We start from the raw sequence: 26,152 nt of genomic DNA on the forward strand, positions 1-26,152 counted from the left end.
GTCCCAGCGGCACATTTTTTTAGGGGCGCCGCCGGCGATGCGGTACGACAGAACCGCACGTGTGGCCAAGGACTTATCCCACCTCGCCTGCCTTCTCGATTCGCCGGGCCTCCGCTCGCAACAGGCGGGCGATCTGGTCGACTCGCTCGGGGGTGAGGCGGCTCTCGATGGCGGCCACGGAGAGGGAGCCGGCAAGGCCGCCGTCGGGCGTGAGGACGGCGACGCCCACCGCCACCACCCCCGGCGCGCGGCTGAGATTGGTGGCATAGCCGCGTGCCCGCGCCTCGGCCACGAGGCGCGCCATGGCCTCCATGCTGAGATCGCCGAATTGCGGCAGGCGCGGGCCGTTGGAGGCCATGATGGCGGTGGCTTCCTCCTCCGGCAAAGCGGCGAGCATGGCCAGGCCGCCGCAGCCGATGCCCAGCGGAATGCGCGCGCCCACATCGATGGTGAAGGCCTTGATGGGAAAGCTGCCGGCCGCGCGCTTGATGCAGAGTGCATCGCCGCCCGCCCGCACGGCCGCGAACACGGTGTCGCCAGTCTTCTCCGCCAGGCGCTCCACCGCCTCGCCCGCCATGTCGGAAAGCGCCAGGCGCGGCTCGGCCAATAGCCCCAGCTCATAGACCCAGGCGCCGAGGTGATAGCGGCGCGTGGCCGGGTTCTGCCGCGCCAGCCCCTCGCCGATCAGCCCCTGCACGATGCGATGGGCGGTGGCATGGATGAGCCCCGTCTCCCGCGTGATGTCCACCATGCGCGCGCCAGACTGGCTGCGTTGCGCCAGCACCCGCAGCACGCTCGCCGCGCGCCGGATGCTCTGCGTGCCACCGGCTTCCCCCTCCCCACCCGCCATTTCCGCTCTCCCGTAATATCCATATATTGGACTATTTTTATGTCACCAAACCTGACCAAAACCTATTTGTTGACTTGTTTGTTTGGCGTACGTAGCTTCCACTACGATCAGACGGGAAATTATAGTCCAATATATGGACAAGTCAACTTCCACCCCGTCGATGGAGGTACGCCATGGATCGCCGACATCTGCTGCTGTCCACCCTTGCGGGCGCCACGGCGCTTCTTGCCGCCCCGTTCATGGGCAGCCTCCCCGCGCAGGCCGATGCCTTCCCCTCAAGGCCAATTCATCTGGTGGTGGGCTATGCCGCCGGCGGGTCCACGGACCAGATCGCCCGCATCGTCGGCCAGAAGCTCTCCGAGGAGCTGGGTCAGCCGGTGGTGATCGACAACAAGCCCGGCGCCGGCGCCACCATCGCCTCTGACTTCGTCGCGAAGTCCGCCCCCGATGGCTACACGCTGTTCATGAGCACCATCGCCAACACCATCAACACCACGCTCTATCGTCGCCTGCCGTTTGACTTCGAACGCGATTTTGCGCCGGTCTCGCTGGTGGCCACCGTGCCGAACGTGCTGGTGGTCAATCCCAGCGTTCCCGCCAATACGGTGCAGGAGTTCATCGCGCTGGCGAAGAAGAACCCGGAGAAGCTCTATTTCGCCTCCTCCGGCAGTGGATCGTCCATCCACCTGTCTGGCGAGCTGTTCAACATGGTGGCGGGGGTCAAGCTCACCCATGTGCCCTACAAGGGCAGCGCACCGGCGGTGGTGGACCTGATGAGCGGCCAGGTGCAGGCCATGTTCGACAACCTGTCCTCCTCGCTGCCCTACATCAAGGCCGGCAAGCTGCGCGCGCTGGCGGTGACCTCCGCCACCCGCTCCCCTGCCGCGCCCGACATCCCCACCATGGCGGAAGCCGGCCTGCCCGATTGCGAGGTGCTGTCCTGGTTCGCGCTGGTGGCCCCGGCCAAGACCCCGCAGCCCATCATCGACAAGCTGAACACGGCTTTGGTGAAGCTGCTGGCCGATCCCAGCACCAAGCAGCAGTTCGACAATATCGGCGCCGATCCCGCCTCCAGCACCCCGGCCGCGCTGGCCGCCCTCATTTCCTCGGAAACCGCCAAGTGGGCAAAGGTGGTGAAGACCTCCGGCGCCGAAGTGAACTGACCTTTCCCGGTCCCAACCCGCCGGCGGCGCCCCGCGCCCCGGCCCCTGACTTTCCCCTCCTGCCGCCTTGGCGCGGTGGGACGGGCCGTGCTTTGCCTCAAGGACCCTTCAGATGAACCAGCACGTCGATCTCAAGTCCGATGCCGTCAACGGCGTCCATTCCATCACCGGCGGCGAGGCCGTCGCGCGCATGATCCTCGCTTATGGCGGCGGCGTGGTGTTCGGCATGGGCGGCTTCCAGCTGCTGCCCTTCTATGATGCCGCCCGCCGGCTGGGCCTCAAGCACATCCTCATCAATGATGAGCGCGCCGGCATCTTTGCGGCCGACGCTTATGCCAAGGTCTCCGGCCGCGTGGGCCTGTGCGACGCGACACTCGGACCAGGCGCCACCAATCTCGTCACCGGCCTCATGGAAGCGCTGAATGCGGGCACCCCGCTGGTGGTGCTGGCCGGCGATACCCACCGCGCCCATTCCTGGAAGAATATGACCCAGGAATGCCGGCAGGTGGACCTGCTGCGCCCGGTCTCCAAGGAGGTCATCCGCGTGGAGATGGTCTCCCGCATTCCTGAACTGGTGCGCCGGGCCTATACGGTCGCCACCTCCGGCCGCCCCGGCCCCGTGGTGCTGGACATTCCCGAGGACATCTCGCACGCGGTCCACGACTTCCCCGTCAGCGCCTTCGAGGTGGACACCCGCTTCCAGAGCGTTCCCGCACTGCGCACCCGCCCCGATGGGGAGAGCATCGCGGAAGCGGCGGCCCAGATCGCGGGGGCCAAGGCGCCGGTGATCCTGGCGGGCGGCGGCGTGCACATTTCCGGTGCCGCCCAGGCGCTCACCGCCTTTGCCGAAGCCTTCAACATTCCCGTCGCCCACACGCTCTCCGGCAAGGGCGCGATCCCCTGCGCCAGCGCGCTCAATGCCGGCCTGTTCGGCCGCTATGATCGCATTGCCAACCCGCTCATTGAGGAATCCGACCTCCTCATCGTGGTGGGCTGCAAGCTGGGCGAGATCGCCACCAAGCGCTACACCATCCCCTCCCCCGGCAAGGCGCTGATCCATCTGGACTGCGTGGCCGAGGAGTTCGACCGCACGGTGCCTTCCGCCGTGAAGCTGTGGGGCGATGCCCGCCTCGGTATCGAGGACCTGGCCGCCGCACTCGCCCCCTCCCGTGAAGCGCTCTCCACCCGCTGGGCTGGCCGCCCCGCCGACATCGCCGCCCGCATGGATGCCTGGCGCACCAAGGTGGGCGACCGGCTCAACTCGCAGGAGACGCCGGTGGACATCGCCCGCCTCCTCACCGAAATCAACGCGGCCATGCCGGAGAACGGCTATCTGGTGGCCGATGGTGGGTTCGCGGCCCATTGGGGCGGGCTCCTGTTCGATTCCCCCCGCGCCGGCCGCTCCTTCGTGCCCGATCGCGGCTCGGCCTCCATCGGCTATGGCCTGCCCGGCGCCATCGGCGCGGCGCTCGCCGCCCGCCCGGCCCCGGTCTTCGCGCTGACCGGCGATGGCGGCTTCAACATGATGCTCGGCGAACTGGAGACGGCCCGCCGGCTGGAATTGGACTTCGCCGTCATCGTCATCAACAACGCCGCCTCGGGCTATGTGAAGGCGCTCCAGCACCTCATGTATGGCCAGGGCGCCTACCAGTCCTCGGACCTCAGCGAGATCGACTATGCGGCGGTGGCCAATGCCATGGGATGCCGCGGCATCCGCGTGGAGCGGCCGGAAGATGTGGCGGGGGCGCTGAAGGCGGCGCTGGTGCCGTGCGGCGTGCCCACCGTCATCGACGTGGTGGTGACGCGCGATCCCTCCAAGATGCTGCCCGGCGTCGACAGCCGCACGGTGCAGATCAAGCCCGGCGACCGCATCGCCTGAGGGCGCGGGACACACGCAAGACAGCGGCCCGCGAGATCGTCTCGCGGGCCGTTCTTATTTGAAGCGCCGCCTCAGGCGGCCAGCAGCGCCAGTAGCTTCTCCCGGGCGTCGTCCGTGAAGGGCGCCGCCTTGCGGATGCAGCGGTCCACATTGACGGTGACGGCCTTCATCGTCGCCGCCGCCCGCTCCCCCGAAAACAGCGCCTGCCCGAACACAACGGACGAGCGGCGCACCTCCACCACCCGGCAGGCGGCGTCCACCGCGCCGGGATAGTGAAGCTCGCCCACGAAATCCACCTCCATATGGACCAGCATGTAGGTCTGCGCGTCGGTGAGCACCAAGGGCGTATGGCCGGCGATGAAGCGCTGGCGGGCGCTCTCCATCATGGCGAGGAAGGACAGGTTGTTCACATGACCGTTCAGGTCGAGGTCGGCGAAGCGGACCTGCTCGGTGGTGAAGAAGCCGAACGATGACCGCTGGCGCAGGTCGATGGCGGGAGGGGTGTCGCTGGTGCCGGACATAAGCGGCCTCAATAGGTGGTGGGCCAGGTGGCGAGCCGGCGCAGGCCGATGCCGCCGGTGGGGCGGCGGGCATGGAGCGCGCGCATGCGGATCAGCCAGTCGCGTGTCTCGGGCGGCGAAATCACGGTCTGCGCCATGAAGGGCTCGGCCAGCGCATAGGCCGAGGTGTCGCGTGCCAGCTCCGCCTCCAGCTCCGCATAGCGCTCCGGCCCCTCGCCGGGTTTCAGCCGATGGAGCACGTTCATGGCCGGCTGGCGGCCCATGAGGCTCACCTCGGCGGTGAACCAAGCGGCCATCTCGTCCGCATAGCCGGCGCCCATGTTGAGGTGCGCCTGGCCGTAGGACTTGCGCAGGATGACCGAGAGCTTGGGCACCGTGGCCGCCCCCAGCGCCTGCAGATAGTTCATGATCTTGCCCGGCATCTTCTGCCGCTCGCCCGCCGCGCCCACCAGGAAGCCGGGCGTATCGGCGAAGGTGATGAGCGGGATGTTGAAGCTGTCGCACAGGACAATGAAGCTCACCACCTTGTCGCAGGCATCCGCATCGAGCGCGCCGCCCTTGTGCTGGGGGTTGATGGCGATCACGCCCACGGTCTCGCCGGCGAGCCGCGCAAGGCCGGTGAAGGCCACGGGCGCGAACCGTTCCTTCAGCGGAAAGAGGGTGCCGGCATCGAAGATGATCTCCAGCATGCGCCGCACGTCATAGGTGCGCTTGGGGCTTTCGGGCAGCAGGTCCAAAAGCTTGGCCTGGTCCCCGCCCGGCGCGCCGGGGGCGATGCGAGGCGGCAATTCCTGGCCGTGGGAGGGCAAATAGGACAGGAAGCGCTTGATGAGATCGAGGGCCTCCTCGTCCGTGTCCACCGCGCGGTCCACCACGCCGGTCACCTGGGTCTGCACCTCCCAGCCGCCGAACTCGCGCGGGTCATTGGCCTCGGCCAGCGCCACGGAGGTGACATGCTCGCTGGAGACGGCCATCACCGCCCCCTTCCGCATCACCACGAAATCGGACATGGAGGCGTAGAAGGAGCCGTCGCCATAGGTCAGGCCGAGAATGGCCGCCGCCCAGGGCGAGGAGCGGTCGCGCCAGAGTTCGGAATGCTCACCCGCCCGGTGCAGGCCCTGCGCGCCCATGATGTCGGGAATGCGCGAGCCGGCGCATTCGTTCAGCAGCACCAGCGGCACGCCATTCTTGGCCGCATTGGCCTTGGCGTGGTGAAACTTCTTGTCGCCGATGGCGGACGTGGAGGCGCCGAGCGTGGTGAAGTCGGCCGCATGCACCACCACGGGCCGCCCCTCCACGAAGGCGGTGCCGCTCACATAGCCGTCGGCCGGCGAGCGGTGATGGTCATCCGCGCGGGCGGAGACGGCGAGCAGGCCCCATTCGGCGAAGCTGCCGGCATCGGAAAGATGCGCCACCCGCTCGCGGGCATTGAGGATGCCGGCTTCCTTGCGCTCGGCGAGGCGCTTCTGGGAGCCCATGGCGAGGGCGCGGGCGCGGCGGGCGTCCAGCTCCGCCTGTTCGGTCTCGAAAGCCATGTCAGTCGATCCAGGCCACGATCTGCTCGGCGGCGACGGCATCGCCCTCCGCCACCAGCAGCTCGGCCACGCGCCCGTCGCGGGGGGCGAGCACGGGGATTTCCATCTTCATGGATTCGATGAGCATCAGTTCCTGATACTCGCCAACGGTGTCGCCCACCGACACCAGGATCTTCCAGACGGCGCCGGAGACGTCGGACAGGACTGCGGTTCTTGCCATGGTCGGGTTGTCCTAGAGGAGATGATCGAGAAAGGCGCGGGTGCGCGCGTGCTGGGGGGCGCGGATCAATTCGTCCGGCGGGCCCTCCTCCACGATGCGGCCGCCATCGGTGAAGCAGATGCGGTCGGCCACCTCCCGGGCAAAGCCGATCTCGTGGGTAACCAGGATGCAGGTCATGCCCTCGGTCGCAAGATCGCGGATGGTGTCGAGCACGTCCTTCTTGCGCTCGGGGTCGAGGGCCGCCGTCACCTCGTCGAACAGCATCAGCCGCGGCTGGAGGGCGAGCGAGCGGGCGATGGCCACGCGCTGCTGCTGGCCACCGGACAATTCGCCCGGATAGCGGCGGGCCTTGTCCTCCAGCCCCACCTTGCGCAGGAGCGCGAACGCCTCCGCCTCCACCTCCCGCCAGCGCCGGCCCAGCACATGGACGGGCGCCATGCAGATGTTGGCGAGCACGGTGCGGTGAGGGAAGAGATTATATTGCTGGAACACGATGCCCACGCGCCGCCGCAGGGCCGCCTTGTCCATCAGCGGATCGTCCACCCGGATGCCGGCCACCTCGATGGAGCCGGACGCGAATGGCGTCAGCGCGTTGACACAGCGCAGGAAGGTGGACTTGCCCGAGCCCGAGGGCCCGATCAGGCACACGGTCTCGCCCTCGGCGACTTTCATGTCGAAGTCCTGGAGCACGGGCGTCGTGCCATAGGACTTGCACACCTGCTTGGCCACCAGGATGGGGGATGCAGTCGCCATCTCAGCCCCGCTCCGCCAGGCGGCGTTCCAGCATCAGGGTCAGGCGCGCGATGGGGTAGCAATAGGCAAAGAACATGGCGAGCAGCATCAGGTAGATGGGCAACAGCAGATCGGCCCGCCCCTCCGCCACCTGCGCGGCCTGGGCGATGGTGAGGCCCTCCTGGATGCCGACGATGGAGATGATCGTCGTGTTCATGGTCAGGATGGCATATTGGTTCATCCAGGGCGGGATGATGCGGCGGACCGCCTGCGGGAGGATCACCAGCAATTGGGTCTGGAGCGGGCTGAGGGAGAGCGCGCTCGCCGCCTCCCACTGCCCCTTGGGCAAGGAGAGGATGGCGCCGCGCACCGTCTCGGCGATATTGGCCATCACAGGCAGCGACAAGCCGAACACCGCCTTGATCCAGGCCGGCAGCGAAATGGCCAGCCCGAACAGGCGAAACTCATAGGGCACCAGCAGCATCACCGCGAACAGCACCACCAGCCAGGGGGCGTTGCGGAAGAACAGGACCGGCGCCCGGCACAGGTTGCGCACCACGGCGCTGCGGGCGCACATGCCCGCCCCCAGCACCACCCCGAGGGAGGTGGCCACCATCATGGTGACGACGCTGACGAGGATGTTGAACAGGAAGCCGGAGAAGATCAGCGGCGTCCATTTCAGCAGCAGCTCCATCACCCCCGCCTGGGAGGGCTTCAGCCCCTGCGCCGCCGCCACCGGGGCGATGACCGCGAATAGGAAGATCAGCCCCGCCCGGCGCGCCGGCACGGCGCCGAGATCGGCCACGCGCAGAGGCAACGGGCCGTCGCGAAGGGGGGCGAGGGTGGCGCGCAGGAAGCTCATCGGCCGTATCCGGGAATGCGCAGGGCGCGCTCGATCAGCGCCATGGTGAAGGCCACCGCCAACACGATGCCCATGTAGGAGACCAGCAGCACCAGCATCATCTCGCGCACGTTCATCATCTCGGACCAGATCTGCGCGCACACCGACAAAAGCTCCTGCACGCCGATGGCATAGGACAGGGAGGTGAGCTTCACGAGCGCCACCAGGTTGTTGGTGAGCGAGGGCAGGCAGATGCGCAGGCCCATGGGCAGGATGACATAGAAGAACGCCTTGACCCGCCCGTAGCCCAGCGCCTCCGCCGCCTCCACGGTCGCCGCCGGCACCGCCTCGATGCCCGACCGGAAGGTCTCGGCATTGAAGGCACCGGTGGCGAGCGAAAGGGAAATCACCGCCCAGCCGAAATTGGAGACCAGCGGCTCCCACATTCCCGGCGCCACCTGCACCTTGGGCAGGAGGGCCCCAAAGGCGAAATAGAAGAAGGCCAGTTGCACCAGTTGGGGCGTGTTGCGGAAGGCCTGCACATAGGCGTTCACCACGCCACGCACGAAGCGGCTGCGGCTGCGCTGGAGGAAGGCGCAGACGACACCGAGAACGAGGCTGGCCGAGATGCAGGCGCCAGCCAGCGCCAGCGTCGTCCGAAACCCTGCCAGGAAGCGGGATTGGTCATAGGAATCGTAGAAGATCGAGAAGTTCATCCCGTAGGTCTCATTGAGCCAGCGGAAGAACTCGGCCACGCTGTCCATCACATGTCTCGCCAGGCTGTGTCAGGCTGCGCCCGCCGGCCTGAGACCGGCGGGCGCCCGTGCGGCGGTCAGTTCTGGTATTTCTCGTGCATCTCCACGAGATAGGCATTGGGCTTGATGCCCCACTTCTTCTCAAGCTCGATCAGCCGGCCGGACTTGTGCCAGGACTTGGACATGTCGACCATGAACTGGCCGAACGGCCCGTTGAGGTCGGAGAGCTTGACGCCGATGATCCAGGGCTCGCTCTCTTCCGTGGGCAGCGGCATCTCATAATCGGCCCATTGGGGATCGCCCGAAGCGAGCGTGCCCTCGATCAGCGAGCTGTCGAACAGGAAGGCGACGCAATTGCCGCCGAGCAGTGCCTTCTTGGCATCCTCGACGCCGGGGAAGACCACCAGTTCGGCACCGTGATGCTGGGCGGCGGGGCGGTTGTAATAGGCCCCCTGAATGGCGCACACCTTCTTGCCCTTCAACTGGTCCCAGGAGGTGAACTTGGCTGCCTTGGGGGCGATGATGTTGCCGCCCGAGGCATAATATTGCGGCTCGATGGCCCCCACCACTTTGCGCCGGTCGGGCCGGTCGCCCATGGTGGCGATAATCAGGTCGATGCGGCCCTGGTTGAGGAATTCCATGCGGTTGGCGGCGGTGACCGGCACCAGCTCCAGCTTGACGCCGAGCTTGTTCGCCACGTCGCCAGCCATGTCGATCTCCATGCCGACGATCTTGCCGGAGGGGTCGAGATAGGCCCAGGGCTTGTAGTCGGTCTTCACGCCGACCACGATCTTCCCGGCCTCCTTGATCTTGGCCATGGTGTCCTGTGCGACGGCAGGTCCCGCGGCAAGCCCCAGGACGAGGGCTGCAAGGGCGAAGATGCGATGCGTCATGTTTCCCTCTGGTCTCTGGATGCCGGTCGCTGCCGGCGGACGGTGCGCCTTTGCGGCGCGTTCACATGCCGATGAGATCGGCCTTGCGGAGCATGGCTCCGAACATGCGGATGGAGGCGACGTCCACCATGGTGCCATCCACCTGGATGGCGCCCAGCCCCTGCGCCTCGGCCTCCTTGTAGGCGGCGGCGAGCTTGCGGGCCCGTGCCACCTCGCCGGCATCGGGCGTGAAGACGGAGAGCGCCCAGTCGATCTGGGCGGGATGGATGGCCCACTTGCCGACGCAGCCGAGCGTGAGAGACCGTGAGGCCTCCACCGTGTAGCCCTCGGGGTCGCGGAAATCCGCATAGGGCCCGTCCACCGCATCAATGCCGGCGGCCCGGCAGGCCATCACCATGCGGAAGCGCGAATAGTGCCAGACGTCGCCCGGATAGGGGCCGACCTTGCCGTCGGGCTTGATAAGCACCCCCATGGAGGCGGAGAAATCGCCCATGCCGAAGATCAGGGCTTCCAGGCGCGGCGAAGCCTTGGCGATGGCCTCCACATTCTGAAGGCCCTCCACTTCCTCGATCAGGGCTTCCAGGCCAATGGGCTTTTCCAGGCCGATATCCTGCTCCAGCTGATTCAGCAGCGTGTCGGCAAAGAGAATGTCGGCGGGGGTCTTCACCTTGGTGAGCATCAACGTGTCGAGGCTCTCGCGCGCCCCGCTCACCACCTCGATGATGTCGCGATAGGCATAGCGCGTGGAGAAGTCGTTGATGCGCACGCAGCGCGTCTTGCGGCCCCACTCATAGGTGGTGAGCGCCTCGACGATCTTGGCCCGCGCCTCGGCCTTCTGGCTGGGGGCGACCGCGTCCTCAAGGTCGAGGAAGACGTGGTCGGCGAGCGAGGCGGCCGCCTTGCGCATCATCTTCTCGGACGAGCCGGGAACGGCGAGCTGGACACGGCGCAGGCGCTGGGGACGGGACGAGGGGCTCATGCTGCGGTCTCTGCGGAAAGGGGGCGCGGGCGGCCGAAGGCACCGGCGGCGCGCAGGGTGGAAATGGTGTCGGAAGAAAAGCCGGCCTCAGCCAGCACAGCGTCGGTATGCTCGCCCAGGAGCGGCGCGCGGCGGCGGATGGCGCCGGGGGTGGCGGTCATCTTCACCGGCACGCCGGCCAGCGTGACGGGCGCGTCCATGCCGGGCTGCTCCACGGGCACGATCATCTCGCGGGCGGCAAAATGCGGGTCGGCCATGATCTCGGCCACGTCATAGACCGGCCCGAACGGGATCTTGCCACCCAGCAAGGCGAGAAGCTCCGCCTTGGTGTGGCGGCCGGTGAAGCCCGAGAGGATTTCGATCAGCGCCACCCGGTTGTCATAGCGCGCCTGCCAGGTGGAAAAGCGCGGATCGGCGGGCAGGCGGGCGAGGCCGCACAGGTCGCACAGCAGGGCGAACATGCGGTCGTCATAGGCGGTGATGGTGCACCAGCCGTCCGAGGTGGGGAAGGTGCCGAAGGGGCACAGGAAGGGATGCTGGTTGCCCTGCGGCACCGGCACCATGCCGGCATAGGCATATTGGTGGAGCACCCGCTCGCACAAGGCCAGCACGCTGTCCACCATGCTCACGTCCACGAACTGCCCCTCGCCCGTGCGCCGGGCATGATGGACCGCGCACATGATGCCGAAGGCCGCCAGCATGGCCGGCACGATGTCGCCCACCCCCGGCCCGATCTTGGTGGGCGCGCCATTCTCCTCGCCGGTAATGGCCATGATGCCGCCGAAGGCCTGGGCCACCACGTCATAGGCCGGCCAGTCGCCATAGGGGCTCGGTTTGGTGCGCGGGTCGCCGAAGCCGCGGATGGCAGCATAGACGAGGCGGGGATTGCGTGCCTTCAGCGTCTCGTAGGAGAAGCCGAGCCGCTCCATGACCCCGGCGCGATAATTCTCCACCACCACGTCGGCGCCATCAATGAGCGCGAGCAAGGTCTCGCGCCCCTCGGCCGTCTTCAGGTCCAGGGTGATGGAGCGCTTGTTGCGGTTCACCGAGGCGAAATAGCCGGCGAAGGCCTTGAGCTGGTCGTCCGGGTGGAAGGGGCCGAAGGTGCGCGTCACGTCGCCATCGGGGGGCTCCACCTTGATCACGTCGGCGCCCTGGTCCGCCAGCATGGCAGTGCAATAGGGGCCGGCGAGGAAATGGGTCATGTCCACGACCTTCAGGTCGCCGAGGGCGCCGGCCGGCGCGAGGGCGCTCACGCTGCCGCCCCATAGGCGCTGGCGCGCTTCACCAGCACCCGGCGCACGCATTCGCACACCACCACGTCGTCCTGGTTCACGCCCCAATGGCGGAAGGTGACGATGCCGGCATCGTCCCGGCCCGCGTCTTCCTTGGCGAGCACCTCGGAATAGGCATAGAGCGTGTCGCCGTGGAACACCGGCGACTTCAGCCTGAGGCCGGTCATAGAGAGTTCAGCCAGCGCATTCTCCGCCGTGTCCTGGCTGGCCATGCCGATGACGAGGGCGGTGGTGACGCCGCCGAACACCACGCGCCGGCCGAACGGGGCGGTCTTCATCATGTGCTCGTCGAAATGGCCGGCGGCGGTGTTCATCACCAGATTGGTGAGGAGCACATTCTCCAGCGGCTCGACGGTCTTGCCCCGGGCGTGGCGCATCACCAGGCCCACCTCAAAGGCCTCGAAATAGCTGCCCGGCGCGGTGAGGGTGGCCATATCCATCACAGCCTCCCCAGGATGCTATCGGAGATGACGCGCAGTTGGATTTCCGAGGTGCCCTCGAACACCTTCGTGAGGCGCGCGTCGCGCCAGTGGCGCTCCACCGCGTGATGGGTGGTGTAGCCGGCGCCGCCATGGATCTGGAGCGCATCGGAAGCGACGCGCTCGGCCATCTCGCTGGCCAGATATTTGGCCATGGAGGCCTCGCGGTCACAGCGCTCGCCGGTGTCGATGCGGTCGCAGACATAGTGGACGAACTGGCGGGTGCTCTCCACCTCGGCCGCCATGCGGGCGATCTTGAAGCGCGTCTCCTGGAAGGCGGCGATGGGCTGGCCGAACTGAACCCGCTCCTTGGAATAGGAGATGGCATCCTCCAGCGCCCCGCGCGCCACCCCAACCGCCCGCGCAGCGGTCTGGGCGCGGGCGCATTCCAGGCCCTGGGTGGCGTAATAGAAGCCCTTGCCTTCCTCGCCGATAAGGCTGTCCGCCGGGATGCGGAAATTGTCGAAGGCCAGTTCGTAGGTCTTCATGCCGAAATAGCCGATCTTGGGGATCGGCGACCCGGCCATGCCCTCCGGGAACTCGCCCCGCTTCTTCTCGAAGATGAACATGGACAGGCCATGATGGCGCTTGTCCGGCGGCGCCTTGGAGGTGCGCGCCACAAGGATGATGAAGTCCGCTTCCTTGGCGAAGGTGCACCAATACTTGTTGCCGGTGATGAGATAGCTGTCGCCATCCTTCACCGCCCGTGTGGAGACGGAGGCCACATCCGAGCCGGCCGAGGGTTCCGACATGGCGAAGGCGCCCACCATCTCGCCCACCGCCATCTTGGGCAGGAAGTAGCGGCGTTGCTCTTCGCTCATCATGTGGCTGCCGATGAGCAAATTGCCGCGCACGATGATGGAGCCCACCGACATCCAGCCGCGCGCCAGCTCTTCCGACACCAGGCAATATTCAAAGCAGCCGAGGCCGAGGCCGCCATATTCTTCCGGGATCAGGATGCCGAAATAGCCAAGCTCCGCCAGCTTGTCGCGCAGCGCCATGGGAATGTCGGCACGCTCGGGATCCAGCTTGTTGGCGAGCGGGGTCACCTCTCGCCGGGTGAATTCGCGGGCATGCTCCTGGATGGCCCGCCGTTCTTCGGTCATGTAGCTCATGGGGCCGCCTCCGCCGGGGCCGCGCGCGGCACCATGTTGGTGCGCACGAAGGAAATCACGCGTTCGCCGCGCTGGTTGAAGCCTTCGGTGTGCCAGGTGGCGATGCCCATCATCGGGTTCTTTCCGGAGTCCCGAAGTCCCGTGACCGTGCTGCGGGCGGTGAGCGTGTCGTCGGGATAGACGGGCGGGCCATATTCGAGATCATCAACACCCAGGAAGGCGCCACCTGCTTCGGACAAGTCCTCCACGGACAGGCCGAGCACCAGCGTGAACACCATCAGCGGGTTGACCGGCGTGTCGGGATGGCCGAGCGCTGAGGCATATTCCCGGTTGAAGTAGAGCGGGTTGAAATGCAGGGTCAGCGTCGAGAACAGCGCTGCCTCCGAATTGCGCAGGGTTCGCCCCCAATGGTGCTCAAACCGGCGGCCCACCTCGAACGCCTCGAAGGTGTTCCCCTTCCGCATCAGCACCGCCGAGCTGCGGAATTCTGTCGTCATTTCAAAACGATGCCTCCGGGAAGGGCGGCAGCGCCAGGACGGCGCGAACGGCCGCCATGCGCTGCTCAACTTTTGACCACGCTTAAATCAGTGCATTCAGGTTTGATCTGATGAAAAGGAATGTCAACGTCGAAATTTTCATGTGATCGAAACTTGACACCAAAATTTTGATCACACTATTTGTCGTGAGCCGACGGAGAGAGGGCTTTCCGCTGGCGGGAGCGGCACCGGGAGCGCATCCATGGCGGGACGCAGCAGCAAGGGCACGGCGCGGGGCAACAGCGCGCGGGACGAGACCGCGCAAGGCCGCACCGCGCCGGCGCCGGAGGCGGCTCCGAAGGCCGTGGCCGCAGCAAAGCCCCCCGCACGGCGGGGGCGTAGCGCAAAGGCCAACGCCGTTCCTCCCGACGTCCCCCTTCCCGAAACGCCCCCCGAAGCGCCAGAGACGCGCGTCGCCAAGGCCGTTCCGCGCGGCGCCGCCCGCCGCAAGACCGAGGCGGAACCTGCCCCCGCGGCCGGAGACCTGACCGCCGACGACGTTCACGCGGAAGCCGACGCCCGCGTCGGCGCCGTGGTGCGCGCCGAGCGGCTGCGGCGGGGCTGGTCGCTGGGCGCGCTGGCCGAGCAAGCCATGATCTCCATCGGCATGCTCAGCCAGATCGAGCGGGGCCTTGCCACCCCCTCCCTGCGCACGCTGCGGCTGCTGGCCGGCGCGCTGGACGTGCCCATCACCCAATTCTTCGAGGGCGACAGCGTACCGCCCTCCGCCAATCCCTTCATTGTGCGCGCCAACGAGCGCCACTGCCTGAACCTCACCAATACCGGCATCAACAAGATGTTCCTGATGCCGCCGGGCACCAGCCTGCTGGAGATGTGGGAGTTCCGCTTCGCACCGGGCGGCACGTCCGGCGGGGCGCTCTACAACCACAATGGCGAGAAGGCAGGCGTGGTCATTCAGGGCCGCATCAAGCTCTTGATCGGCGACGAGACCTACACGCTGGAAGCCGGCGACAGCTTCCGCTTCTCCAGCATGCTGCGGCACCGGGTGGACAACGATTCCGACGAGGAAGCCCGCGTCTTCTGGGTGGTCACCCCGCCCGCTTCCGGCGGCCGCGCGCCTTCCCGCCAATAGGCTTTCCTGAACGACCGAGGCGATGGCGATGAAGAAGGTTCTGGTGGCCAATCGCGGTGAGATCGCCCGGCGGGTGTTCCGCTCCTGTGGGACCCGGGGCCTTGCCACCGTCGCCGTCTATTCGGAGGCGGACGCAAACGCCGCGCATGTGGCGGAGGCCGACGAGGCCGTGCATATCGGCCCCGCCCCGGCCCGCGACAGCTACCTGAAAGCCGAGGCGGTCATTGCCGCCGCCCACGCCACGGGGGCGGATGCGGTCCATCCCGGCTACGGCTTCCTGGCTGAAAACGCGGCCTTCGCACAGGCGGTGCAGGAGGCCGGCCTCACCTGGATCGGTCCTGCGCCGGACACCATCCGGGACATGGGCGATAAGGAACGCGCCCGTCAGATCGCCCGGCGCGCCGGCGTGCCCGTGGTGCCGGGCAGCGCCCGCTTCGGGGTGGATGCGCAGGGCTGGCCGGCGGCCGCCGATGCGGTGGGCTATCCGCTGCTGGTGAAAGCCGCGGCGGGCGGCGGCGGCATCGGCATGCGCCGCGTGGACGGGCCGGAAGGCTTGGCCCCAGTGGTCGCTGCTACCCGCTCCATGGCCGCCCGCGCCTTTGGCGACGGCACCATCTATTTCGAGCGCTACGTCCCCCGCGCCCGCCACGTGGAGGTGCAGGTGTTCGGCTTTGGCGACGGGCGCGCCGTGCACCTGTTCGAGCGCGACTGTTCCCTCCAGAGGCGCTTCCAGAAGGTGATCGAGGAAAGCCCCGCACCCGGCCTGCCCGAGAGCGTGCGGGCCGCCATGGCGCAGGCGGCGGTGAAGCTGTGCGCGGCGACCCGATATGCGGGTGCCGGCACGGTGGAGTTCATCCTGGATGTGGCCACCGGCGATTTCTTCTTCCTGGAAATGAACACACGCATCCAGGTGGAGCATCCGGTCACCGAAAGCGTCACCGGCCTCGACCTGGTGGGCCTACAGCTCGATTTTGCCGCCGGCACCCTTGCCCCGCTCGCGCAGGAGGACGTGGCGACGCACGGCCACGCCATCGAATGCCGGCTCTATGCGGAGGATCCGGTGCGCAATTTCCTGCCCTCCCCCGGCCGCATCACCGCCTATGTGCCGCCGCCCGCCGCGCCCTGGCTGCGCATCGATGCGGCCTATGGCCCGGGCGACACCATCACCCCCTTCTACGATCCCCTCATCGCCAAGGTGATCGCCCATGGCGCGACGCGCGAGGAAGCGCGCGCCCGCGCCCGCGCGGCGCTGGAGGCCTTCACTCTGGAGGGGCCGGCCAACAACCGCGCCTTCCTGATCGCCTGCCTCGCCGACGCGGACTTCGCGGCGGGGGAGGTCGACACCGGCTTCATCGACCGCCGGCGCGCCCTGCTGGTGCCCGCGCGGACAGCGGCGGCCTGACAAAGGCGGTCGCCGACCCCGACGCCTCGATCCCGCACGTTCAGCCCCCGGAGCCTCTTCCGGGACTGCCTTGGCTCGTCTGCTCGCCGGACCCTTGTCCCACCCTCAGGAGATGGAAATCCTCATGACCAGCCCCGCCCCCATCGAGCGCTATGGCATCGGCCCGCGCATGTCCCAGATCAGCATCCATGGCGGCGAGACCGTCTATCTGGCCGGCCAGGTGGCCAAGGCCAAGGCGGGCGCGTCCATCCGCGAGCAGACGGAGGAGATCCTCGCCAATATCGATGCGCACCTCGCCAGCGTCGGCAGCAGCAAGGCGCGCCTGCTCCAGGCCACCATCCTGCTCGCGGACATGGCCAATTTCGACGAGATGAATGCCGTGTGGGATGCTTGGGTGCCGGAAGGCAATACGCCCGGCCGCGCCTGCTACGAAGCCAAGCTGAACCGCGCCGCGCTGGGCGTCGAAGTCATCGTGATTGCGGCCCGCTAGAGCATGGCGGAGCGACGCGGATACCGGTTCGCGTGAAGGACATGCGTTAAAGCAAAGAGAGGGCCTTTCAGTGTTCCGCTGAAGACCTGACAGGCGCTCGCCGCGCGCGACCTCGCCGAGGGCGATGCACAGACCGCACATATGCGAACGGCCGGCATGCGCCGGCCGTTGCTGGTCACAGGTCGTCCAAGATCAGGCCTTCGTGCCCTTCTTGGCCGTCGCCTTGGTCGCGGGAGCCTTGGTCACGGGAGCCTTGAGAGCCGGAGCCTTCGCAGCGGCCGCAGCCTTCGGCGCCACCTTGGTCACCGGCTTTGCGGCCGGCTTCGTCACCGGCTTAGCCGCGACCTTGGCGGCAGCCTTGGCCGGTGCCTTGACGGGCTCTTTGGTCTTGGGAGCAGCGGCCTTAGGGGCCTCCACTGCAGCAGGCTCGGCCTTCGCTTCGGCCGGCGCAGCTTCGGCGGCGGGCGCGGGCTTCTTCACCGCGGGGGCGTTGGCTGCAGGGGCCTTGGCTGCAGGGCTCTTGGCAGCCGTCTTGGCAGCAGCCTTGGGGGCAGCAGTCTTGGGGGCAGCAGTCTTGGGGGCAGCAGTCTTGGGGGCAGGAGCCTTCGGGGCCTCGGCCTTCACCTCAGGCGCCGGCTCCGCCGGCTTTGCGTCAGCAATTGCCGCCTGGCCAGTCTTCGCAGCGCCCTTCGCAGTCCGTTGGGTGCTTTTAGAACGCTCCTGGGTTGGAGGGGCCTCGGCGGGGGCGGCGGCCGGCGCTTCGACAGGGGCAGCCTTCGCGGCCGCCTTGCGGGGCGTCTTGGCCTTGGCCGGAGCCGGGACCTCCTCGGCCGGAGCCTCCGGCGCCAGGGCGGGGGCTTCGATGGTCACCACGGCCTTCGCCGCGGCCTTGCGGGGCGTGCGGGCAGGCTTGGCAGCCGGCGCCGCGACGGGCGCGGGGGCCTCGGCCTTCACCTCGGGAGCGGGAGCAGGCGCGGCAGCCTTTGCCTTGGCGCCGCGGCCCTTGGCCGGCGCGATGGGCGCCGGCGCGGCCGGGGCCTGTTCCACCACTGGGGCTTCGGCCACCGGAGCCTTGGCAGGCGCCGGCTCGGCGGCCGCCTTGCGCGCAGACTTGCGGGGTGCGGCCTTGCTGGTCGCAGCATCCGCCACCGGCGCTTCAACGGGGGCGGGGACGGGGGTGGGCGTGACCTTGTCGGGCTTGGCGGGGGCAGCCTTCGCAGCGGTCGGCTTCGCCTTCGCGGACGCCTTGGCCACGACGGGCTTCTCCTCAACCGGCTTGGCAGCAGCGGCGATCTTGGCGGCCTTGGCGGGCGCGGCAGCCTTGGGCGCCGCGGACACGCTGGCGCTCGCCTTGGGAGCAGCGGCCGGCTTGGGAGCAGTGGCTGGCTTGGGAGCAGTGGCTGGCTTGGTCTCGCTCTTGGCGACAGCCGTCGCATCCTTGGCAGCGGGCGCCTTGGCAGCAGGCGCGGCCTTCGCGGACGCAGTCTTGGCAGTCGCCGCCTTGGCGCTGGCCGGCTTCGCAGGCGCCTGGGTGAGAGCGGAGGCAGCCAGGGCCTTGATCTCCTCGGGAGTCAAGCTCGCCGGATCCTTAAGGGCCTTCGCCGCGATCTTGCTCACCGAGGGACCCGTGACTTCGCTCTTTGCCATCAACGCCTCCAATTCCTTGAGCCGGCGCAGACGCATAAGCCGAATAGGCATGACCGCCAGCATTCGGATGGATGCCCCGGAGATGTGTCGAATTGGTTAATGAAATCAGCAAGAGCAAGGCAAAAGTGCTGAACCGGTGTGATTTTTCTTAAACAATACGAAACAGAACAAGAACATCGGCGTCATCGGCCTGTCGAGACCCATCGCTAGGGTCTGCGCAGCGAATCACTCCTGCCCGCCGGGAGGAGGCGCATGGCTTCGGCGCGCGTGGCATTTGCGCCGGCCCAAATCGAGAAAAAGTCCTTCAGACGGAGGCCAGCGATGACCCAGCACGGACCCGAGCGCGCGCCCCACACCGGCCGCCTGTCCATCGTCTTCACCTGCCGCGACAATGGCGGCCTCAGCCTGTTGGCGGAAGCCCTCGCCAATCACGCCCAGCCGCATCTGCGCGCCTTTTCCGCCAGCGCCGAGCGCGCCGGCCCTGTGGATCTTGCCGCCGTGGAATGCCTCCACGGCGCCCGCGTGCCGGCGGATGGCTTGTCTGCCAAACCGCTCGAACTGTTCGCGCTGGCCGGCGCGCCCCGCATTCACGCCGTGGTGGCGATGGTGGAGGCGGTGCATGGCGAGGCAAGCCGCTTCGCCGCGCGGTGTGGCGCGCGCCTGCATCTGTGGCAGTTCGAGGAAGTCGGGCATCTGGCCGACGCCCATGCCCGCCGCCTCGCCTATCGCCGCCTGCTGCCGGGATTGCGCTCCGCCATCGGCGAACTGCCCGCCACCTTGCCGGCAGCGGCCTGATCCAGAAAGAAAAACGGCCAGAGGCGCAGGCCTCCGGCCGTTTTCATGATGGGTAAGCGGGCGGCGCTCAGTCCGCGATGCGGCCGCCCAATTCGTCCTCGATATGGATGCGGATGATCTCGTCGAAGCTGGTCTCCGCGACAAAGCCCAGTTCGGTCGCCCGCCGCGCGTCGAATTTGCGCGGCCAGCCGGCCACGATGCCCTCGATCACCGGATCGGGCGCGCGGCGGATGCGGGCCACCGCCTTGTCGCCGGCAACCCGCCGCAGCGCCTCGATCTGCTCGCCCACCGTCACCGCCAGCCCCGGCATGGTGAAGTTGCGGCGGGCACCGAGGGGCGCGGTGTCCAGGAGCGCCGCATGGATGAGGAAACCCGCCGCCGAGCGCGGCGAGGCGTGCCAGTGCATCACCTCGTCGGACACCGGCAGCACCGCCTCCTGCCCCGCCAGCGGCTCGCGGATGATGGAGGAGAAGAAGCCGGACGCCGCCTTGTTGGGCTTGCCCGGCCGCACGCAGATGGTGGGCAGGCGGATGCCAACGCCATCGAAAAAACCGCGCCGCGAATAGTCCGCCAGCAGCAGTTCGCAGATGGCCTTCTGGGTGCCGTAGGAGGTGAGCGGCGTGTGGAAGAACTCGTCGCCAATGGCTTCCGGGAAGGGCGCGCCGAACACCGCGATGGACGAGGTGAAGACCAGGCGCGGGCAATAGCCCTCTATCCCCCGCACTGCATCGAACAGGAAGCGCGTGCCGTCGAGATTGATGCGATAGCCCTTCTCGAAATCCATCTCCGCCTCACCGGAGACGATGGCGGCCAGATGGAAGATCACGTCCGGCCGGTCCGCCAGAAGTGCGGCCGCCTCGCCCGGCACCGAGATGTCGGAGACACGGGCCTCGATGGGGAACGGCGCTTCGATGCGGGCGGGGGCGACCACATCGTGCGCGGTCAGCGCCGAGATGGGAGAGGAGCCGAGACGGCCCTCGCGAGCGAGACGCTCGATGAGCTTGCGGCCGACCATTCCGGCGCCGCCGATAACGAGAATGCGCATGGGTTCAATCCTGCCAAACAGCCGCCCTCAGAGCGACCAGCCGCCGTCGATGATGTGGATCTGGCCGGTGGTGAAGGCGCTTTCCTCGCTGGCGAGATAGAGCGCGAGATTGGCGATCTCTTCCGGCGTACCCAGGCGCCCCATGGGCTGGCGGCCGACGAAATCCGCCTGTACTGCGGCGATGGAGCGCCCGGTCTGCGCTGCCACCGCGGCAATGCGCTCATCCAGGGAGGGTGACTGCACCGTGCCGGGGCAGATGGCGTTCACGCGGATGCCCTTGGCCACATAATCGGCGGCGACCGCCTTGGTGAGGCCGATGATGGCGGCCTTGGTGGCGCCATAGGCATAGCGGTTCGGCACGCCCTTCACCGAGGAGGCGGCGGAGGCAATGTTGACGATGGAGCCGTGCCCCTTCTCCAGCATGCCCGGCACGAAGGCGGTGAGCGTGCGGTGGATGGATTTCACATTGAGGTCGAAGGAGAAATCCCAATCCTTCTCGCTGCACTCCAGCAGCGAGCCCTGGTGCACATAGCCGGCGCAATTGGCGAGCACGTCCACCGGGCCGATCTCCTTGGCGAGGGCATTGACTGCCTCTGTCGAGAGCACGTCCAGCACCCGCGCCTCGCCGCCGAAGCCCTTCAGCTTGGCAAGGTCCAGATCGGTGGCCACCACCGTGGCGCCCTCGCGCACATAGATGTCGGCGATGGCCCGGCCGATCCCCTGCCCCGCCGCCGTGACGAGGCAGGTCTTTCCCTTCAAGCGTCCACCCATGGTTTCCATCCCTTCGTGAGGTCTTTTGACAGGCCGGCTTTGCGCCGGCCCGATTGGTGTGAAGGCCTCAGGCCGTCGCGCGCAGGTCCTCCAGGCGCGCCTTCTGGCGGCCATCGGCGTCGAAATTGGCTGGAGAAAGCCAGGCCTCGAAGGCCGCCTTGGCGCGCGGCCACTCGGTGTCGAGCAGGGAGAACCAGGCGGTGTCCCGGTTGCGGCCCTTGACGATCATGTGCTGGCGGAACAGCCCCTCATAGGTGAAACCCAGGCGCTTGGCCGCCGCGCGGGAGGGCGCGTTGAGGGCGTTGCACTTCCATTCATAGCGGCGATAGCCGAGATCCTCGAAGGCGTGGCGGGCCATGAGATACATGGCCTCGGTGGCCGCCGGCGTGCGCTGGAGCGCGCGGGTATAGAGGATGTTGCCCACCTCGATCACCCTTTGGGCGGGCTCGATGCGCATATAGGTGGCATGTCCCACCGCCTTGCCGCTCGCAGGGTCCACCAGCGCGAACAGAAGCGGGTCGGCCTTGGTGGCGGCCTCCGCATAATAGCGGCGGAAGGTGGTCTCGTCCGGGAAGGGGGCGGGGGAGAGATAGGTCCACAGCGCCGCGTCACCCGGCCCGTGGGAGGCGGCATAGAGGTCGGCGGCGTGGAGGTCGCAGTCGAAGGGCACCACATGGATGTGGTGCCCTTCGTGACGCACCCGCTCGGGCCGGCGCGCGGCAGGCCCCTCCACGATGTCGCCAAGGGGCTGTCCGGACGCCGGTGCGTCGGCGGATGACTGAGACATAGCAAGACCTGCAAGCTAAGCCTAGAGCCGACGAAACAGCCGGCTCGCAAGGCGGGAAGGACACGTTCCGGCCCGGGAAAGCACCGGGCCGGACGGCACCTTAATGGTTGTCGCGCGGCACGCCCATGGTCTGGGCGACGCGCTGGTACTTCACCGCCGGCTTCAGCACCATGCCCTCGTCGAACTGCTCCACCATGCTGCGCTGGATTTCCTGCCAGGGGGTCTGGCTCTTGGGGATGGGGAAGCCGCCCTTGGCTTCCAGCTCCGCGCGCCGCTCGGTGAGTTCAGCATCCGAGATGAGGATGTCCGCCGACCCCGTATTGAGGTCGATGCGCACCCGGTCGCCGGTGCGCAGCAGCGAAAGGCCGCCGCCCGCCGCGGCCTCGGGCGAGGCATTGAGGATGGAGGGCGAGCCCGACGTGCCGGACTGGCGGCCATCGCCGATGCAGGGCAGCGCCTTCACGCCGGCCTTCAGGAGGGCGGCGGGGGGCTGCATGTTCACCACTTCCGCGCCGCCGGGATAGCCGATGGGGCCGGTGCCGCGGATGAACAGCAAGGTGTGCTCGTCAATGCCGAGACTCGGATCGTCGATGCGGTGGTGATAGTCCTCCGGCCCCTCGAACACCACGGCGGGCCCCTCGAAGGCGTTGAGGTCGTCCGGGTTGGACAGGAAGCGGGCGCGGAATTCCTCGGAGATGACCGAGGTCTTCATCACCGCATTGTCGAACAGGTTGCCGCGCAGCACGATGAAGCCGGCATCGGCCTTCAGCGGTTCGTCATAGGAACGGATCACGTTGCGATCCCACGAGAACTGACCCTTGCAATTCTCGCCCATGGTGCGCCCGTTCACGGTGAGCGCGCCCTCATGGATCTTGCCGGCGCCGATCAGCTCGGCCACCACGGCCGGAATGCCGCCCGCGCGGTGGAACTCCTCGCCCAGGAACTCGCCCGCCGGCTGCATATTGACCAGCAGCGGGATCTTGTGGCCCACCGCCTGCCAGTCATCCACGGTCAGCGGCACGCCCACATGGCGGGCGATGGCATTGAGGTGGATGGGGGCATTGGTGGAGCCGCCAATGGCGGAATTGACGCGGATGGCGTTCTCGAACGCCTCGCGGGTGAGAATGTCGGAGGGCTTCAGATCCTCCCACACCATGTCCACGATGCGCTTGCCGGTCTCATAGGCGATCTGGCCGCGCTCCCGATAGGGCGCGGGAATGGCGGCGCAGCCGGGCAGCGACATGCCCAGCGCCTCGGCCAGCCCATTCATGGTGGAGGCGGTGCCCATGGTGTTGCAATGGCCCACCGAGGGGGCGGAGGAAGCCACCACGTCCATGAAGGTGTCGTAGTCCAGCTTGCCCTCGGCATGCTCCGCGCGGGCCTTCCACACCACCGTGCCGGAGCCGGTGCGCTCGCCCTTCCACCAGCCGTTCAGCATGGGGCCGCCGGAGAGCACGATGGCGGGGATGTTCACAGTCGCCGCCGCCATGATGCAGGCGGGCGTGGTCTTGTCGCAGCCGGTGGTCAGCACCACGCCGTCGAGCGGATAGCCGTAGAGGATTTCCACGAGGCCGAGATAGGCCAGATTGCGGTCGAGGGCAGCGGTGGGGCGCTTGCCGGTCTCCTGGATGGGATGGACCGGGAATTCAAAGGGAATGCCGCCCGCCGCCGCGATGCCCTCGCGCACGCGCTTGGCGAGGTCCAGATGGTGGCGGTTGCAGGGGGAGAGGTCCGAGCCGGTCTGGGCGATGCCGATGATGGGCTTGCCGGACTGGAGTTCGGCGCGGGTGAGGCCGAAATTCAGGTAGCGCTCCAGATAGAGCGCGGTCATTCCGGGATTGTCGGGATTGTCGAACCACAATTGCGAGCGCAGGCGCCGTTCCGTCGCAGCCCCGTTCTGGTTCTTCTTGTCGTGCGGTCCGGCCATGGATGTCTCCCTTCGACCCGCCTGGGGGCGGGGAATTTCAATCGATTTGATTTGCCGAATTTATGCGCCGCCGCCGCCGGGAAATCAATTGCGTTTGGAGCGGTTCGCAACAGCCGTGCAGCTTGTGCATGGCAGCGCGGGGGGCCGGCTGCCGACACACCGGAGCCGTCAAAGGCCCCGGCGTGCCGTCCGATGTCAGGTTACGTCCGGTCGTCGCGAGGACATTCCACGTCGAGGCTCACCGTCCCCTCGCCCATGGCGGAGATGCCCATGAGGATGGCGCGGTTGCGCTGGTGCTCGGTCAGCGGGGTGCCGAGCGGCACGGCGCCGCACTCCACCACCAGCTCGTTCACGAGGCGCACCAGGGTGGCGGTTGCCGGTTCGGCCGGCGTGTGGCGGATGACCTCGCCCTTGGCCACGTCGATCTGGTCGCCCGGGCGGGCGAAGGACAGTTTCACCCCGCGGGCGACAAAGCTGTCGCTCTGAAGCACCAGGGAATTCTGGTCCACATCCGCCAGCACCACCCCATAGCGGCCGAACACGTCGATGAGGCCGCCGTCGCCCCGTGCGCACAGCATGCTTTCTTCGCAGATGCCGAAGCCGTAGCGCGCGCCCTCCTCCGCGCAGGCCACGACCAGACGGCCGAGGCGGCGGGAGGAGAAGAGGTTCTGGTCCACGATGCCGCCGCCGAAAAAGCCGACGCCCTCCTGGATGACGAGGCCGTAATGGCTGGTGTCGGACGACACGCCGAACCGGAACGCCTCCTGCGAGGAGCCCCCCGCGATCATGAAGCGTGACAGGGCGGAGGCTGAGCCGGAGGCACCGATCAAGGTCGCCCCTGCCGCCCGGGCCTTGGCGATGGCCAGCACCAGCGGGGTTTCCTCGCCCCGATAGAGCAGGCTTTCCACCAGTCGGATCTGGTTGCCGCCGGGAAAGAAGATGGTCTTCAGCCCGGCAATGCGCGCCATCAGCTCGGTGTCGTGGAAGCAGCTCTCCACATTGTCGATGGTGATGCCCAGATCGATTCCGGTGCGCCCATGCTCCTGCAGGGCGCGAATATGGGCCTGGGCGGTGTCGCGCGGATCGGAGGAGGCGGCGGCGATGATGCCGATGTCGCCCTCGCAATGGCGCAGCATCTCCACCAGCATGTCGGGGCCGCGCTGGAGGGGAGATGAGCCCAGCAGCAGCAGCCGCGCCTTGGGGGAGGGTTTCACGCCATAATCGCGCTGCAGCTTGGTGGCGCGGTTGGCGAGGCGCGCGGCGCTCAATTTCTCGCTCATGACCGTCGCCTTCAGATTGAGGGCGGTCATGCGGAAGCCGTTCTCGGTCTGGGCCACCAGCATGCGCGACTGCCCGCGCACCCGTTCCAGCTCCACCGTGACGGCCATGGAGGTCTTCAGATCCACGGCGCTCGCCCGGTCGGTGGCATAGACGATGGGGTCACCCAGCACGAGACGGCCGAGGAGGTCGTAGAGCGTATAGGCGCCGAACACGTTGCGCTGGGAACGGGCCGGCGCCCGATAGGCGATCTCGGCCGTGCGCACCCGCCGCTTGGTGGGGCCTGCGGTCGGCTTCATGCGCACGAGATCGATTTCGTCGCCATCGTCCAAATAGTGGAAGCGCATGTCCTCGAAGGTGCGGAAGCGCTCGTCGAAATTGGCGCCGGCCATATCGATGACGAAGGCACCATATTCGCCCACGATGCGCCCGCGCCGCCCCTCGACGATCAGGGCGGTGTTCTCGTCGATGCCGAAGCCGCGCTGAACCCCGCCCTTGGCCATGGCGATGATGAGGCGCCCGAGGCGTCCGCGCTTGATGAAATGCTGGTCCACCACGCCATAGGGAAAGAAGCCGAGCCCCTCCCCCACCAGCATGCCCGGCTTTTCCGGGTCGGCGGTCACCCCGTGCACCATGGCATCCAGCGAGGTGCCGCCGACGATCATCACCTGCGACATGATGGCGGCGCCGGCGCTGGAGCCGGCGATCAGCCCGCCCTCCAGATTGGCCTCGCGAATGGCGGCAAGGACTGGCGTCTCCACGCCCCCCGGCGCCAGGGCAGCGATGATGAGGGCCTGGTTGCCGCCGGTGAAATAGACGCTGCCGAAGGCGCGCACCATCGCCGCCACCGCCGGGTCATTGGCCGCGGCGGCCGCGTTCGGCCCGAAGACGGGGGCGACCTGCGCCTCGAAGCCGTAGGAGCGGAACACCTGCGCGGTTTCGAGCCCCACCTCCTCCGGCTCTCCGGAGGCGGTGGGAAACACGAGGATGCGCCCGCCGGACAGGCGGTGCATCTCCCCGAAGATGGCGGAATTGCCATCCTCGAGCCGACCGCCGATCACGGCGAGCCGCCGGGTCGGTTCGTCGCTCAGCCGCAGCGAGAACCAGTCATAGAAGGACATATC

25 protein-coding genes are annotated in these 26,152 nt (G+C 67.7%); 6 read left to right on the forward strand and 19 right to left on the reverse strand.

Going from position 1 to position 26,152, the window contains the following annotated elements; all coding sequences use genetic code 11:
• Positions 1–73: 73 nt before the first annotated feature.
• Positions 74–850 (reverse strand): IclR family transcriptional regulator, encoded by a 777-nt coding sequence (locus ACT54L_RS00400; RefSeq protein WP_476083560.1) that lies wholly within the window; start codon positions 848–850, stop codon positions 74–76.
• Between the two features lie 173 nt (positions 851–1,023).
• Between ACT54L_RS00400 and ACT54L_RS00405 the strand changes: the two genes are divergently transcribed.
• The gene (locus tag ACT54L_RS00405) at positions 1,024–2,013 is read left to right on the forward strand and encodes a Bug family tripartite tricarboxylate transporter substrate binding protein (RefSeq protein WP_476083561.1); all 990 of its coding nucleotides are present in this window, start codon (positions 1,024–1,026) and stop codon (positions 2,011–2,013) included.
• Between the two features lie 112 nt (positions 2,014–2,125).
• Positions 2,126–3,892, forward strand: coding sequence for a thiamine pyrophosphate-binding protein (locus ACT54L_RS00410; RefSeq protein WP_476083562.1), 1,767 nt, complete (start codon positions 2,126–2,128; stop codon positions 3,890–3,892).
• Between the two features lie 71 nt (positions 3,893–3,963).
• Here the strand turns inward: ACT54L_RS00410 and ACT54L_RS00415 are convergent, their stop codons facing one another.
• The 12 genes from ACT54L_RS00415 to ACT54L_RS00470 form a co-directional block, all read right to left on the reverse strand.
• Entirely contained in the window at positions 3,964–4,413 is a 450-nt protein-coding gene (locus ACT54L_RS00415; RefSeq protein ID WP_476083563.1) for an acyl-CoA thioesterase, read from the reverse strand.
• An 8-nt stretch (positions 4,414–4,421) separates the two neighbouring features.
• The gene (locus tag ACT54L_RS00420) at positions 4,422–5,948 is read right to left on the reverse strand and encodes an acyl-CoA carboxylase subunit beta (RefSeq protein ID WP_476083564.1); all 1,527 of its coding nucleotides are present in this window, start codon (positions 5,946–5,948) and stop codon (positions 4,422–4,424) included.
• Position 5,949: 1 nt separating this feature from the next.
• Complete coding sequence (locus tag ACT54L_RS00425) at positions 5,950–6,168, reverse strand: acyl-CoA carboxylase biotin carboxyl carrier protein subunit (RefSeq protein ID WP_476083565.1); 219 nt, start codon at positions 6,166–6,168, stop codon at positions 5,950–5,952.
• A gap of 12 nt (positions 6,169–6,180) precedes the next feature.
• Positions 6,181–6,921 (reverse strand): amino acid ABC transporter ATP-binding protein, encoded by a 741-nt coding sequence (locus ACT54L_RS00430; protein ID WP_476083566.1) that lies wholly within the window; start codon positions 6,919–6,921, stop codon positions 6,181–6,183.
• 1 nt (position 6,922) lies between these two features.
• The gene (locus tag ACT54L_RS00435; RefSeq protein ID WP_476083567.1) at positions 6,923–7,762 is read right to left on the reverse strand and encodes an amino acid ABC transporter permease; all 840 of its coding nucleotides are present in this window, start codon (positions 7,760–7,762) and stop codon (positions 6,923–6,925) included.
• Entirely contained in the window at positions 7,759–8,505 is a 747-nt protein-coding gene (locus ACT54L_RS00440) for an amino acid ABC transporter permease (protein WP_476083568.1), read from the reverse strand. The genes ACT54L_RS00435 and ACT54L_RS00440 overlap by 4 nt, the downstream gene beginning before the upstream one ends.
• Before the next feature lie 68 nt (positions 8,506–8,573).
• Positions 8,574–9,389: a transporter substrate-binding domain-containing protein gene (locus ACT54L_RS00445; RefSeq protein ID WP_476083569.1), complete on the reverse strand. Its 816-nt coding sequence runs from the start codon at positions 9,387–9,389 to the stop codon at positions 8,574–8,576.
• A gap of 61 nt (positions 9,390–9,450) precedes the next feature.
• Entirely contained in the window at positions 9,451–10,368 is a 918-nt protein-coding gene (locus ACT54L_RS00450; RefSeq protein ID WP_476083570.1) for an HpcH/HpaI aldolase/citrate lyase family protein, read from the reverse strand.
• On the reverse strand, positions 10,365–11,624 hold the full coding sequence (locus ACT54L_RS00455) for a CaiB/BaiF CoA transferase family protein (RefSeq protein WP_476083571.1): 1,260 nt from the start codon (positions 11,622–11,624) through the stop codon (positions 10,365–10,367). Before ACT54L_RS00455 ends, ACT54L_RS00450 begins: the two co-directional genes overlap by 4 nt.
• Complete coding sequence (locus ACT54L_RS00460; RefSeq protein ID WP_476083572.1) at positions 11,621–12,103, reverse strand: MaoC family dehydratase; 483 nt, start codon at positions 12,101–12,103, stop codon at positions 11,621–11,623. The genes ACT54L_RS00455 and ACT54L_RS00460 overlap by 4 nt, the downstream gene beginning before the upstream one ends.
• A complete protein-coding gene (locus ACT54L_RS00465; protein ID WP_476083573.1) occupies positions 12,103–13,257 on the reverse strand; it encodes an acyl-CoA dehydrogenase family protein in 1,155 nt (384 codons plus the stop codon). Before ACT54L_RS00465 ends, ACT54L_RS00460 begins: the two co-directional genes overlap by 1 nt.
• Positions 13,254–13,754 carry a MaoC family dehydratase gene (locus ACT54L_RS00470; RefSeq protein WP_476083574.1) on the reverse strand — a complete coding sequence of 167 codons (501 nt, stop codon included), beginning with the start codon at positions 13,752–13,754 and terminating at the stop codon, positions 13,254–13,256. The genes ACT54L_RS00465 and ACT54L_RS00470 overlap by 4 nt, the downstream gene beginning before the upstream one ends.
• Positions 13,755–13,995: 241 nt before the next feature.
• On the opposite strand from ACT54L_RS00470, the gene ACT54L_RS00475 reads away from it, so the two are divergent.
• From ACT54L_RS00475 to ACT54L_RS00485, 3 genes are all read left to right on the forward strand, one after another.
• A complete protein-coding gene (locus ACT54L_RS00475) occupies positions 13,996–14,886 on the forward strand; it encodes a helix-turn-helix domain-containing protein (RefSeq protein ID WP_476083575.1) in 891 nt (296 codons plus the stop codon).
• 28 nt (positions 14,887–14,914) lie between these two features.
• Positions 14,915–16,288 (forward strand): acetyl-CoA carboxylase biotin carboxylase subunit, encoded by a 1,374-nt coding sequence (locus ACT54L_RS00480; RefSeq protein WP_476083576.1) that lies wholly within the window; start codon positions 14,915–14,917, stop codon positions 16,286–16,288.
• 124 nt (positions 16,289–16,412) lie between these two features.
• Positions 16,413–16,778 (forward strand): RidA family protein, encoded by a 366-nt coding sequence (locus tag ACT54L_RS00485; protein ID WP_476083577.1) that lies wholly within the window; start codon positions 16,413–16,415, stop codon positions 16,776–16,778.
• A gap of 192 nt (positions 16,779–16,970) precedes the next feature.
• Here ACT54L_RS00485 and ACT54L_RS00490 read toward each other — a convergent pair whose 3' ends face one another.
• Positions 16,971–18,425: a hypothetical protein gene (locus ACT54L_RS00490; protein WP_476083578.1), complete on the reverse strand. Its 1,455-nt coding sequence runs from the start codon at positions 18,423–18,425 to the stop codon at positions 16,971–16,973.
• 321 nt (positions 18,426–18,746) lie between these two features.
• Here ACT54L_RS00490 and ACT54L_RS00495 point away from each other — a divergent pair, with 321 nt between their 5' ends.
• Positions 18,747–19,220: a hypothetical protein gene (locus ACT54L_RS00495; RefSeq protein WP_476083579.1), complete on the forward strand. Its 474-nt coding sequence runs from the start codon at positions 18,747–18,749 to the stop codon at positions 19,218–19,220.
• Between the two features lie 67 nt (positions 19,221–19,287).
• On the opposite strand, the gene denD is transcribed toward ACT54L_RS00495, so the two are convergent.
• The 5 genes from denD to ACT54L_RS00520 form a co-directional block, all read right to left on the reverse strand.
• Positions 19,288–20,265 carry a D-erythronate dehydrogenase gene (gene denD, locus ACT54L_RS00500; RefSeq protein ID WP_476083580.1) on the reverse strand — a complete coding sequence of 326 codons (978 nt, stop codon included), beginning with the start codon at positions 20,263–20,265 and terminating at the stop codon, positions 19,288–19,290.
• 27 nt (positions 20,266–20,292) lie between these two features.
• On the reverse strand, positions 20,293–21,036 hold the full coding sequence (locus ACT54L_RS00505; protein ID WP_476083581.1) for an SDR family oxidoreductase: 744 nt from the start codon (positions 21,034–21,036) through the stop codon (positions 20,293–20,295).
• Between the two features lie 67 nt (positions 21,037–21,103).
• Positions 21,104–21,823: a GNAT family N-acetyltransferase gene (locus tag ACT54L_RS00510; protein WP_476083582.1), complete on the reverse strand. Its 720-nt coding sequence runs from the start codon at positions 21,821–21,823 to the stop codon at positions 21,104–21,106.
• A gap of 100 nt (positions 21,824–21,923) precedes the next feature.
• Positions 21,924–23,750 carry an IlvD/Edd family dehydratase gene (locus ACT54L_RS00515; protein WP_476083583.1) on the reverse strand — a complete coding sequence of 609 codons (1,827 nt, stop codon included), beginning with the start codon at positions 23,748–23,750 and terminating at the stop codon, positions 21,924–21,926.
• 200 nt (positions 23,751–23,950) lie between these two features.
• On the reverse strand, positions 23,951–26,149 hold the full coding sequence (locus ACT54L_RS00520) for a cyanophycinase (protein WP_476083584.1): 2,199 nt from the start codon (positions 26,147–26,149) through the stop codon (positions 23,951–23,953).
• Positions 26,150–26,152: the final 3 nt, after the last annotated feature.

It is taken from the genome of Aquabacter sp. DMC10 (genome assembly GCF_056314145.1).

Coding starts and splice junctions, on each gene's coding strand:
- ACT54L_RS00400 (WP_476083560.1), bottom strand. CDS start 850: ATGGCGGGTGGGGAGGGGGAAGCCGGTGGCACGCAGAGCATCCGGCGC.
- ACT54L_RS00405 (WP_476083561.1), top strand. CDS start 1,024: ATGGATCGCCGACATCTGCTGCTGTCCACCCTTGCGGGCGCCACGGCG.
- ACT54L_RS00410 (WP_476083562.1), top strand. CDS start 2,126: ATGAACCAGCACGTCGATCTCAAGTCCGATGCCGTCAACGGCGTCCAT.
- ACT54L_RS00415 (WP_476083563.1), bottom strand. CDS start 4,413: ATGTCCGGCACCAGCGACACCCCTCCCGCCATCGACCTGCGCCAGCGG.
- ACT54L_RS00420 (WP_476083564.1), bottom strand. CDS start 5,948: ATGGCTTTCGAGACCGAACAGGCGGAGCTGGACGCCCGCCGCGCCCGC.
- ACT54L_RS00425 (WP_476083565.1), bottom strand. CDS start 6,168: ATGGCAAGAACCGCAGTCCTGTCCGACGTCTCCGGCGCCGTCTGGAAG.
- ACT54L_RS00430 (WP_476083566.1), bottom strand. CDS start 6,921: ATGGCGACTGCATCCCCCATCCTGGTGGCCAAGCAGGTGTGCAAGTCC.
- ACT54L_RS00435 (WP_476083567.1), bottom strand. CDS start 7,762: ATGAGCTTCCTGCGCGCCACCCTCGCCCCCCTTCGCGACGGCCCGTTG.
- ACT54L_RS00440 (WP_476083568.1), bottom strand. CDS start 8,505: ATGGACAGCGTGGCCGAGTTCTTCCGCTGGCTCAATGAGACCTACGGG.
- ACT54L_RS00445 (WP_476083569.1), bottom strand. CDS start 9,389: ATGACGCATCGCATCTTCGCCCTTGCAGCCCTCGTCCTGGGGCTTGCC.
- ACT54L_RS00450 (WP_476083570.1), bottom strand. CDS start 10,368: ATGAGCCCCTCGTCCCGTCCCCAGCGCCTGCGCCGTGTCCAGCTCGCC.
- ACT54L_RS00460 (WP_476083572.1), bottom strand. CDS start 12,103: ATGGATATGGCCACCCTCACCGCGCCGGGCAGCTATTTCGAGGCCTTT.
- ACT54L_RS00465 (WP_476083573.1), bottom strand. CDS start 13,257: ATGAGCTACATGACCGAAGAACGGCGGGCCATCCAGGAGCATGCCCGC.
- ACT54L_RS00470 (WP_476083574.1), bottom strand. CDS start 13,754: ATGACGACAGAATTCCGCAGCTCGGCGGTGCTGATGCGGAAGGGGAAC.
- ACT54L_RS00475 (WP_476083575.1), top strand. CDS start 13,996: ATGGCGGGACGCAGCAGCAAGGGCACGGCGCGGGGCAACAGCGCGCGG.
- ACT54L_RS00480 (WP_476083576.1), top strand. CDS start 14,915: ATGAAGAAGGTTCTGGTGGCCAATCGCGGTGAGATCGCCCGGCGGGTG.
- ACT54L_RS00485 (WP_476083577.1), top strand. CDS start 16,413: ATGACCAGCCCCGCCCCCATCGAGCGCTATGGCATCGGCCCGCGCATG.
- ACT54L_RS00490 (WP_476083578.1), bottom strand. CDS start 18,425: ATGGCAAAGAGCGAAGTCACGGGTCCCTCGGTGAGCAAGATCGCGGCG.
- ACT54L_RS00495 (WP_476083579.1), top strand. CDS start 18,747: ATGACCCAGCACGGACCCGAGCGCGCGCCCCACACCGGCCGCCTGTCC.
- denD (WP_476083580.1), bottom strand. CDS start 20,265: ATGCGCATTCTCGTTATCGGCGGCGCCGGAATGGTCGGCCGCAAGCTC.
- ACT54L_RS00505 (WP_476083581.1), bottom strand. CDS start 21,036: ATGGGTGGACGCTTGAAGGGAAAGACCTGCCTCGTCACGGCGGCGGGG.
- ACT54L_RS00510 (WP_476083582.1), bottom strand. CDS start 21,823: ATGTCTCAGTCATCCGCCGACGCACCGGCGTCCGGACAGCCCCTTGGC.
- ACT54L_RS00515 (WP_476083583.1), bottom strand. CDS start 23,750: ATGGCCGGACCGCACGACAAGAAGAACCAGAACGGGGCTGCGACGGAA.
- ACT54L_RS00520 (WP_476083584.1), bottom strand. CDS start 26,149: ATGTCCTTCTATGACTGGTTCTCGCTGCGGCTGAGCGACGAACCGACC.